The organism is uncultured Pseudoflavonifractor sp., assembly GCA_904419835.1.
Taxonomy (GTDB): Bacteria; Bacillota; Clostridia; order Oscillospirales; family Oscillospiraceae; genus Pseudoflavonifractor.
Window position 1 is genome coordinate 1 of record CAJFTA010000084.1, and the last position, 10,173, is coordinate 10,173.

A 10,173-nucleotide genomic window follows, 5' to 3' on the forward strand; every position below is an offset into this window, starting at 1 on the left:
GGTTTTGCCCTTCGGCCAAAACGCTTGTACGGCGCAGATGCGCCGCCCCGCTTTGCGGGGCCCCCGGCGTCAGCCCCGTTCCAGCGCAATCATTAAGGCGGCAATATCTGCGGGGCTGACGCCGGAGATGCGGCTGGCCTGGCCCAGGTTCAGGGGCCGGATATCCGAGAGCTTCTGCCGGGCCTCCAGCCGCAGGCCCTGGAGGGACTGGTAGTCCAAATCCGGGGGCAGGGGGCGGCTCTCCAGGCGGCGCATCTCCTCCACCTGCCGCTGCTGCCGCTCGATGTACCCCCGGTACTTCAAGTCAATCTCCACTGCCTCGGTGACGGCGGCGGGCAGGTCGGGCCGGGCCGGGTCCAGGGAAGCCAGGTCGGCGTAGGTCATCCGGGGGCGTCGGAGCAGGTCGGCCAGCCGGGCCCCGTTGGGGGCGGGGGGCTCCCCCTTATCGGCCAGCAGGCCGTCCAGGGCGGGGGAGGGGGACACGCCGGTCCGCTCCAGCCGGGCGCACTCCCGGTCCACGGCGGCGTACTTGTCCAGCATGGCCTGGTACCGCCCCTCGCTCACCAGCCCCACCGCATGGCCCACTCCGGTGAGGCGGCGGTCGGCGTTGTCCTGGCGGCAGAGGAGCCGGTACTCGGTGCGGGAGGTCATCATCCGGTAGGGCTCCCCGGTGCCCTTGGTCACCAGGTCGTCGATGAGCACGCCGATGTACCCCTGGTCCCGGCCGATGACCATGGGCGGGCGGCCCAGCAGCTTGAGGGCCGCGTTGATGCCCGCCGCCAGGCCCTGGGCGGCGGCCTCCTCATAGCCGGAGGAGCCGTTGAACTGGCCCGCGCCGTACAGGCCGGGGATGTGCTTGCACTCCAGGGTGGGGAGGAGCTCTGTGGGGTCCACGCAGTCGTACTCGATGGCGTAGGCCGGGCGGGTCATCTCGGCCCCCTCCAGGCCGGGGATGGTGTGGAGCATCTCCACCTGCACCTCCTCGGGCAGGGAGGAGGACAAGCCCTGGATGTACAGCTCCTCAGTGTCCAGGCCCATGGGCTCGATGAAGAGCTGGTGCCGCTCCTTTTCGGGGAAGCGGACGATTTTGGTCTCAATGGAGGGGCAGTACCGGGGCCCCACCCCCTCGATGGTGCCGTCGTACAGGGGGGAGCGGTCCAGGTTGGCCCGGATGACCGCGTGGGTGGCGGCGTTGGTGTAGGTCAGATGGCACACGGCCCTGTTCTCCGGGGGCCGGGCCGTCTCAAAGGAGAAGGGCTGGGCGTCCGGGTCCCCGGGCTGGAGCTCCATTTTGGAGAAGTCCACGCTCCGCCGGTGGACCCGGGGGGGCGTGCCCGTCTTGAAGCGGCGGATGGACAGTCCCAGGGATTTGAGGCAGCCGGTGAGGGGCAGGGCGGCGGCAAGGCCGTCGGGCCCCGAGTCCCGCACCACGTCGCCCACAATGGTGCGGCCCCCCAGGAAGGTGCCGGTGCACACCACCGCCGCCTTCACCGCGTACACCGCCCCGGTGGCGGTGACCACGGCGGACACAGCCCCGTGCTCCGTGCGGATTTCCACCACCTCGGCCTGCTTGACCCACAGGTTTTCCTGCATCTCCAGGGTGTGTTTCATCACCTTCTGGTATGCCCGCCGGTCGGCCTGGGCACGCAGGGACCACACCGCAGGGCCCTTTCCTTTATTGAGGATGCGGTACTGGATGCAGGCGGCATCGGCGGCCCGGCCCATCTCGCCCCCCAGGGCGTCGATCTCCCGCACCAGGTGGCCCTTGCCCGTGCCGCCGATGGCCGGGTTGCAGGGCATGTTGCCCACCGCGTCCAGGTTCACGGTGAAGCACACCGTCCGCAGCCCCAGCCGGGCGGCGGCCAGCGCCGCCTCAATGCCCGCGTGGCCCGCGCCGATGACCGCGATATCAAAGGTTCCCGCAGAATATTCCATGGCTATGCTCTCTTTTCTCTGTATAATGTGGGTAAGATGCTTCCGCAGGGCCCCGTGCGGCATTGAGAACGGTCATTGAATTGCATCTGCCCACAAGTTTGAGTGGGTAACGCTGCTCGGGCAGAAGAGAAGCGGCACGCAGGCACCGAACCGGCAAGCAGCTGCTTTCAGATTTGGCGGCTTCTTGAATTTTACCGCCGCCGCACGCGTCCTTGAAAGGGGTCCGGGGAAACGGGGGCATAAGGCTTTGTAAAAGCCGCCTGCCCCTGTGTCCCCGGCGGCTTTTGGGTACTTTTCGCCGGTGAAAAGTACCCCGCCGGAGGCCGTTCTTCTCACGCCCCCGCCTTCAGCACAATCACCGGCAGGTGGGGCCGGTTGAACAGCCGGAAGGAGATGCCCCCGTTGCCCAGGCCCCGGGACACCATCAGGGTGCCGCCCCCGTCCAGGGGGTAGAGCCCTGCGGTGTGGGTGGGGAAGAAGCGGCGGCGGGTGTTGTCCACCAGCCCGTCGGTAAAGGGCAGGCGGATGAGCCCGCCGTGGACGTGGCCGCACAGGGTCAGGTCAAAGCCGCACTGGCCGTACACCTGGTAGTACTCGTTCCGGTGGGCCAGCAGGAGCACATAGGGGTCCCCCAGGGCGGCGTGAATCTCACCGGAGAGCTCCTCCGGGGTCTTCTGGTCATAGGGGCCGTTGGGGTCGTCGATGCCCGCCAGGACGATGGTGTCCCCGCCCCGTTCCAGCTTCAGGTACTCGTTGGACAGCACCGTCACGCCGTACTCCTCCATCAGGCTCTTCACCGTTGCCGCCTCCCGGATGGCCCACTCGTGGTTGCCGGTGACATAAAAGGTGGGGGCGATGGCGGCCAGCCCCCGGGCCAGGGGCTCCAGAATCCCCATCTGGTCCGGGTCGTCAATCACGTCGCCGGTGATGGCGATGAGATCGGGCTCCAGCTCCGCCGTCTTTTCCAGCAGAATATGGTTGTCCTCCCCGAACTCCTTGCCGTGGAGGTCGGAGATCTGTACGATGCGGTAGCCGTCAAACCCCGCCGGCAGGCGGTCCGAGGCGGCGGTGATGGTCTCGGTCTGAATCCGGTTCTGCTGGTCGTAAAAGAACAGTCCCCCCGCCAGGAGCACCAGCGCCAGCACCAGAAGGAGCCGGAGCCCCCTGCGTCCGGGACGGGATTTCCGTTTTGCCATAGGATGCCTCCAGTTGAAAAATGGACGGGCGGCGCCGCCTTAACGATACAGTATACCACGCCGCCCGCCTCCGGCGCAAGAAAAGCCGCCCGAACCCCGCCGCCCACCGGGAGGACTGAGCGGTTTCCTTAAAGTTTTCCCCCTCTTTTTTCAGCTTTCATCCCCGCCCCGCCGCTTCCAAAGGAAAAATCTCCTCTTTTCGACCTCTTTCAAGGTAAAAAAAATATTGACGCGGAGGCAAAAAGCGTGTATGATACCGTTTGTAACCAGTTTGTAATCATTTCATTCCGTTCTGTAATTTCCAGCGCCCCCGCTGTGTTGCAGACGGATTCTTATTTTGACTTTTTACCTTTCTAAGGAGGTCCTCTCCGATGGATGAGATCTTACACTCCCATGGCCGCCAGGCTTTGCCCGACGCCATTCCCGCCGAAGAGACGGCGGGCGGCGCCCGGGAGGGCGCCCGGGAACAGGGACGCCGCCCTCTGCTGGACGCCCTGATCACCGCCGGGCGGAAGGTGGGCGCTGTGCTCCACCGGGCGGATGCCGCCGTGGCGGGACGCAAGGCGGTGGGGCCCCTGGCCTTCCTGCTGGCCGCCGGCGTCATCGGCACAGCCCTGGTGGTGGGCACCGTGTACACCCCCAGCTATGTGGTGAGCGTGGACGGCGCCACCCTGGGCGTGGTCACCGAGCCGGAGGTGTTTGAGGCCGCCATGGACCGGGTGGAGGCCCGGGCCTCCGACATTCTGGGGTATGACTACACCCTGGACAACGCCGTCACCTACGAGTTCGCCCTCACCGAGAAGGACAAGCTGTCCAACGTGGGCGACTTTGAGACCTACCTCTTCGACCAGATCGGCGAGGTGATGAAGAGCTACGTGCTCAAGGTCAACGGGGAATTTATCGGCGCGGCTGAGGACGAGGCCGCCCTCACCGCCATGCTGGACGCCATCAAGGCCCCCTATGTCAACGAGAACACCACCTCCGCCGAGTTTGTGGAGTCCGTGTCCATCAGCCGGCAGTACACCCCCTCCGACGTGGAACAGGACCTGTCCGTGATGGAGGCCCGCCTGACTGAGAACACCAACGGCCAGACCACCTATGAGGTCCAGAGCGGCGATACCTTCATGCAGATCGCCTACGACAACGACATGTCTCTGTCCGAGCTGGAGGCCCTCAACCCCGATGTGGACATCAACAATATCTATATCGGCCAGATTCTCAACGTACGGGAGGTCATCCCCTTCCTGTCCGTCCAGACCACCGAGACCATCACCTATCAGGAGCCCATCGCCAGCCCGGTGGAAGAGGTGCAGGACGACTCCATGTACCAGGGCGAGACCAAGGTGCTGGACCCCGGCAGCGAGGGCCTGGCGGAGGTCACCGCCGACGTGACCTACGTCAACGGCAACGAGCGCGAGCGCACCGTCACCAATACCGTCACCCTCACCGAGCCCACCACCAAGGTCATCGCGGTGGGCACCAAGGAGCGGCCCAGCTGGCTGCCCAACGGCTACTTTATCTGGCCGGTGTACGGCAACATCACCTCTTACTTCGGCTACCGCTATATCTTCGGCAGCTACAGCTACCACTCCGGCATCGACATCGCCGCCCCCTACGGCACCGGCATCCAGGCCGCCGACGGCGGCACCGTCATCTGGTCGGGCACCGGCACCGGCAGCAACTGGAGCTACGGCAAGTACGTCATCATCGACCACGGCAACGGCTATCAGACCTATTACGCCCACTGCTCCAGCCTGCTGGTCAACGTGGGAGACAAGGTCTATCAGGGCCAGACCATCGCCCGGGTGGGCTCCACCGGCCGCTCCACCGGAAACCACTGCCACTTCCAGGTGAAGATCAACGGCACCACCGTCAACCCCCTGTCCTACCTGCCCTGACACAACGTCCATGCCGCCCCCGCGCCATCCCGGCGCGGGGGCGGTTTTGCTTTCGAAAAAGGCGCTTTGCGCCTTTTTCGAGGAAGTCCCCATGGCGGGAGGGGCTGGATTTTTGACAAAACTCTCGCCCCGTCCGCCATGAGAAGTGTCATTTCCCAGGCACATGTCCCGGGAAATGACGGATTTTGATTTGATTCCCGGGGCTGCGGCCCCGGGAACTCTGCGAGGCCTCCTTTCCCGGGAGGCTTTTTCACGAACTGACCGCCTCCGCGCCCCAACGGCGCGGGGGCGGTTTCTTTTTGGAGCGGGGCCGGACCGGAAACGGGAACAACGGCGCTTCTCCAACGTCAAAAAAACAGAAAAAAACTCTTGATTTTTTCGAACATTTGTTGTATCCTATATTCGAACACCGGTTCCATAGCCGCAGGTCTTCCGCCTGCCTGGAGCCGCAATAAAAGTCCGTTTTATAGGACGCACTTTGTGCTATCCTGTATACATCAAAAGCCGGGAGGGACCGCCATGGAGACCATCTATTACAACCTGGACGCACGGCGTCTGACCGTATACGGCATGGCCAGCGGGGAGGCCGCCCCCGCGCCCAGAGACATGCTTTTCCTCCGCGCCCGGCCTCAGACCCCCCAGCAGGAGGGAAGGGTTCTGGACTTTGACGCCTGCCGCCGGGCTCTGACAGGGGAGGAGGCGCCCTTTGCCGCGCCGGACGCCGTTATGGAAGGGGCGCAGGAGGACCATTCCGCCGTGGAGGACCGGAGCGCCTCCTCCGGGAAGGGGAACCGCGCCCGCCGCCCCCGGCGGCTGCACCTGGCCCTGGACGCCGCCGCCTCCCTGGCGGTGATGGTGATGGCGGCGGTGGTGGTGAGCCAGTTCCTCGGGCTGCTGTGAGGGCGAAAAGCGGATTTTTTGCTCCATTTTTCCCGCCGTCCTTGACGCAACCGGGTTTTGGTGATACAATGTCCGGCAGAAACAGGCTTTGACCGGGAGGAGTACGCGGAGACCCGGACCTGAGAGAGGCGCCGGACGGTGAGAGGCGCCCGAAGGTCCCGCGGAAGGCGCCCGCAAGCCGCGGGGAGGAAATGCCCCGCCGGTCCCCCGCCGTTACCGGGCTGGAGTGCGGAGCGGCTATGCTCCGAATTCAGGTGGCACCACGGACATCCTGTTCGCCCTGAGCCGAAACGGCTCAGGGCGTTTTTTGCTATGCAAAAGCATAGCAAAATTGGCCATGCGCCGCCTTCAGCGGCACGGCCATAGAATCAAAAGCGCGTGGGCCGGGCCGCCGCGAACAGGCGAGGCGTGAATACGCCGTGATTCAGACAATCCTAAAAAAGGAGTATTGATATGAAGAACACCGAAAAGACCATGGAAAAAATCGTGGCCCTGTGCAAGGGCCGGGGCTTCGTCTATCCCGGCAGCGAGATCTACGGCGGCCTGGCCAACTCCTGGGACTACGGCCCCCTGGGCGTGGAGCTGAAGAACAACGTGAAGCGGGCCTGGTGGAAGAAGTTCCCGCTATCCTGATGAACCCCCAGGTATGGGTGGCCTCCGGCCATGTGTCCACCTTCAACGACCCCCTTATCGACTGCAAGGCCTGCAAGATGCGTCACCGGGCCGACAAGCTCATTGAGGACTATCTTCAGGAGCAGGGCCGCACCGACGTGAACGTGGAGGCCATGACCCAGGAGGAGATGGTGGCCTTTATCCGGGAGAACAACGTGCCCTGCCCCGGCTGCGGCAAGAGCGACTTCACCGACATCCGCAAGTTCAACCTGATGTTCAAGACCCACCAGGGCGTCACCGAGGACTCCTCCACTGAGGTCTACCTCCGTCCCGAGACCGCCCAGGGCATCTTTGTCAACTTCCAGAACATCCAGCGCACCACCCGCAAGAAGCTGCCCTTCGGCGTGTGCCAGGTGGGCAAGAGCTTCCGCAACGAGATCACCCCCGGCAACTTCATCTTCCGCATCCGTGAGTTCGAGCAGATGGAGCTGGAGTTCTTCTGCCAGCCCGGCACCGACCTGGAGTGGTTCGCCTACTGGCGCAAGTACTGCCACGACTGGCTCACCAACCTGAACATCAAGGACGAGAACCTGCGCCTGCGGGACCACGAGCCCGAGGAGCTGGCCTTCTACTCCAAGGCCACCACGGACTTTGAGTTCATGTTCCCCTTCGGCTGGGGCGAGCTGTGGGGCGTGGCCGACCGCACCGACTACGACCTCAAGCAGCACCAGGAGCACTCCGGCAAGGACATGACCTATTTCGACCAGGAGAAGAACGAGCACTATGTCCCCTATGTCATCGAGCCCTCCCTGGGCGCCGACCGGGTGACCCTGGCCTTCCTGGTGGAGGCCTACGACGAGGAGGTGGTGGACGCGGAGAAGAACGACGTGCGCACCGTCATGCGCTTCCACCCCGCCCTGGCCCCCTTCAAGTGCGCCGTGCTGCCCCTGAGCAAGAAGCTGGGCCCCGCCGCTCAGGAGGTGTACGCCCAGCTGTCCAAGTACTTCATGGTGGACTACGACGAGGCCGGCTCCATCGGCAAGCGCTACCGCCGTCAGGACGAGATCGGCACCCCCCTGTGCATCACCGTGGACTTCCAGACCGTGGGCGACGACAAGACCCCCGCCGACCACTGCGTCACCGTCCGGGATCGGGACACCATGGAGCAGGTACGTCTGCCCATCGACCAGTTGAAGGCTTATATCGAGGAGAAGATCGCGTTCTGATTTCGGGCACGAGAGAACGGCCTCCAGCGGCCTACTTTCCAACGAGGGAAAGTAGGCAAAGCTCGCCATGGGGCAACAGGCGCGGAAGGCCCTGTTAGGGCCAAACGCGCCCGTTTCCCCCTGGTACCCCCTTTCGGAGACGCGTCCTGCGGCGGTGCTATTCATCGGCCACCAAACCTGAAAGTAGTTGCTTGCCGGTTCGGCTCTTCCGTGTCGTTACCCCTCTGCCCGAGCAGCGTTACCCGCCCAGACTTGAAAGCCGCTGAGATTCATCGGCGATCTCAATGCCGCACACACTTCTCTGCGTTTTGATTCAGTCTGCGCCCGAACAATTCTTTTGTTGAAAATCTTCCCCTGAAACCATTTCCAAGTTCCCAAATGTGACCCGCCGCACCGGCGGCCTGCCGGTGCGGCGGGTTCTCTTTTCCCTGAGTGTAAAAACGGAGTCAAGATTATGAAAAAATTTCTGCAAAAGCTGGACCCAATTGCCAAAAACCCGGTGCTCACCCCGGTGCTGTGCGTACTGATGGGGGTGTGCGTGGGGGTGCTGTCCCTGTGGTTTGCCTGCGTGGACAACCGCACCGCCATGTTCATCAGCTACTTCACCCACCCCCTCATCGCCCTGCTCAACATCCTGCCGGCGGCATTCCTGTCCCTGCTGCTCTATTTCCTCATCGGCCGGGCCTGGATCTCCTACCTGGTGACGGCGGCGCTGACCATGGGCCTCACCTTCGCCAGCTTCTACAAGCTCACCTTCCGCAACGACCCCATGATGTTTGAGGATATCCTCCTCATCCGGGAAGCGGGCAACATGGCGGGCAAGTACCAGCTCTTCCTCAACAGGAGCATGCTCATGGCCCTGGCGCTGCTGGTGCTGGGCCTGGTGTTCCTTCTGCTCTCCGCCAGAGCCAAAACCTCCTGGAAGCCCCGGCTCCTGTGCGCCCTGGTGACCGCCCTGATGGCCCTCCCCCTGTCCGGCCTGTACACCAGCGCCGACATCTACAACAACAAGACCCGCAACGAGGATCTGATCTCCCCCTGGTCGGCCACCCAGGTGTACACCTCCAAGGGCTTTCTCTACCCCTTCCTGTACAGCGTCCGCTCCGCCTCCGACCCGGCCTCCGAGGGATACGACGCCAAGGCCTGCGAGGAGATCATGGCCGGCTACGCCGACGCGGACATCCCGGAGGAGCAGAAGGTGGACATCTTCACCATCCAGCTGGAGGCCTACAACGACTTCACCAAGTTTGGCGTGCCCGAGCTGAACCCGGAGGTATACCGGGTGTTCCATGAGCTGGAGGCCGAGGGCTACGCCGGCAATCTGGTGACCAACATCTTCGCCGGGGGCACCATCGACACGGAGCGGTGCTTCCTCACCGGATACTCCGACCTGGGGTCCTTCCGCTCCCCCTCCAACTCCTACGCCTGGTACTTCCGGGACCAGGGCTACTACGCCACCGGCAGCCACTCCTGCTACGCCTGGTTCTACAACCGGGAGAACATCAACGCCAACCTGGGCCTGGAGGACTACAAGTTCGTGGAGAACTATTACGGGGAACTGACCGGCGGCGGCATCGGGTACGACGACGTGCTCTTCCCCGAGATGATTAAGCTCTACGAGGAGCACAAGGCCAGCGACGGCCGGCCCTACTTCTCCTTCAACGTGACCTACCAGGGCCACGGCCCCTACGATACCGACGTGACCTGGTACGGGGACGGCTGGGTAGTGGACGATGGGTCCTACACCCAGGAGGAGCTGAACCTGATGAACAACTACTTCGGCTCCCTGAAAAACACCGGGGACAACCTGGAGATGTTCTTCGACTACTTCCGGGAGAGCGGGGACCCGGTGGTCATCGTCCTCTTCGGCGACCACAACCCCTGGATGGGGGACGCCAACAGCGTGTACAGCAAGCTGGGCATCGACCTGGACCTGTCCACCAAAGGGGGCTTTCTGAACTACTACGCCACCCGCTACCTCATCTGGGCCAACGACGCAGCCAGGGAGGCGCTGGGCTGCGACTTCCAGGGGGAGGGCCCCGACCTGAGCCCCAACTTCCTCATGATCGAGCTCTTCGACCTGTGCGGCTGGGAGGGCCCCGCCTTCATGCAGGCTACCCGGCCGGTGATGGAGGCCCTGCCCGTCATGAACACCCCCACCGGCCTCTACTTCGAGGACGGAAACCTGACCAAGGCCCTGACCGCTGAGGGCCAGGCCCTGGCGGATTTGTACGACAATCTCCAGTACTACTGGCGCAAGCACTTTGCAGGATAACATTTATGGCCCGCCGGAAATCCGGCGGGCCACTCAGGCTGTCGAAAAAGTCCAGGGACTTTTTCGACAGCCTTCAAAAATGCCGTTACTTTCGCGCCGCACTGCGGCGCAAAAGTCCTCGCTCCGCTCCC

5 protein-coding genes and 1 pseudogene are annotated in these 10,173 nt (G+C 63.7%); 4 read left to right on the plus strand and 2 right to left on the minus strand.

The genetic code is table 11. The annotated features are described in order from the left end of the window. Nucleotides 1-69: 69 nt before the first annotated feature. Complete coding sequence (mnmG, locus tag QZY67_RS11290; RefSeq protein ID WP_295370379.1) at nt 70-1,935, minus strand: tRNA uridine-5-carboxymethylaminomethyl(34) synthesis enzyme MnmG; 1,866 nt, start codon at nt 1,933-1,935, stop codon at nt 70-72. Between the two features lie 332 nt (nt 1,936-2,267). Then, nucleotides 2,268-3,131: a metallophosphoesterase gene (locus QZY67_RS11295; protein WP_295370381.1), complete on the minus strand. Its 864-nt coding sequence runs from the start codon at nt 3,129-3,131 to the stop codon at nt 2,268-2,270. Nucleotides 3,132-3,502: 371 nt separating this feature from the next. Here QZY67_RS11295 and QZY67_RS11300 point away from each other — a divergent pair, with 371 nt between their 5' ends. From QZY67_RS11300 to QZY67_RS11315, 4 genes and pseudogenes are all read left to right on the plus strand, one after another. Further along, nucleotides 3,503-5,029 carry a M23 family metallopeptidase gene (locus tag QZY67_RS11300; RefSeq protein ID WP_295370383.1) on the plus strand — a complete coding sequence of 509 codons (1,527 nt, stop codon included), beginning with the start codon at nt 3,503-3,505 and terminating at the stop codon, nt 5,027-5,029. A gap of 519 nt (nt 5,030-5,548) precedes the next feature. Further along, nucleotides 5,549-5,929, plus strand: coding sequence for a hypothetical protein (locus QZY67_RS11305; protein WP_295370384.1), 381 nt, complete (start codon nt 5,549-5,551; stop codon nt 5,927-5,929). A 453-nt stretch (nt 5,930-6,382) separates the two neighbouring features. Then, nucleotides 6,383-7,767, plus strand: a pseudogene (locus tag QZY67_RS11310) (glycine--tRNA ligase). Nucleotides 7,768-8,221: 454 nt separating this feature from the next. Next, the gene (locus tag QZY67_RS11315; protein ID WP_295370386.1) at nt 8,222-10,042 is read left to right on the plus strand and encodes an LTA synthase family protein; all 1,821 of its coding nucleotides are present in this window, start codon (nt 8,222-8,224) and stop codon (nt 10,040-10,042) included. Nucleotides 10,043-10,173: the final 131 nt, after the last annotated feature.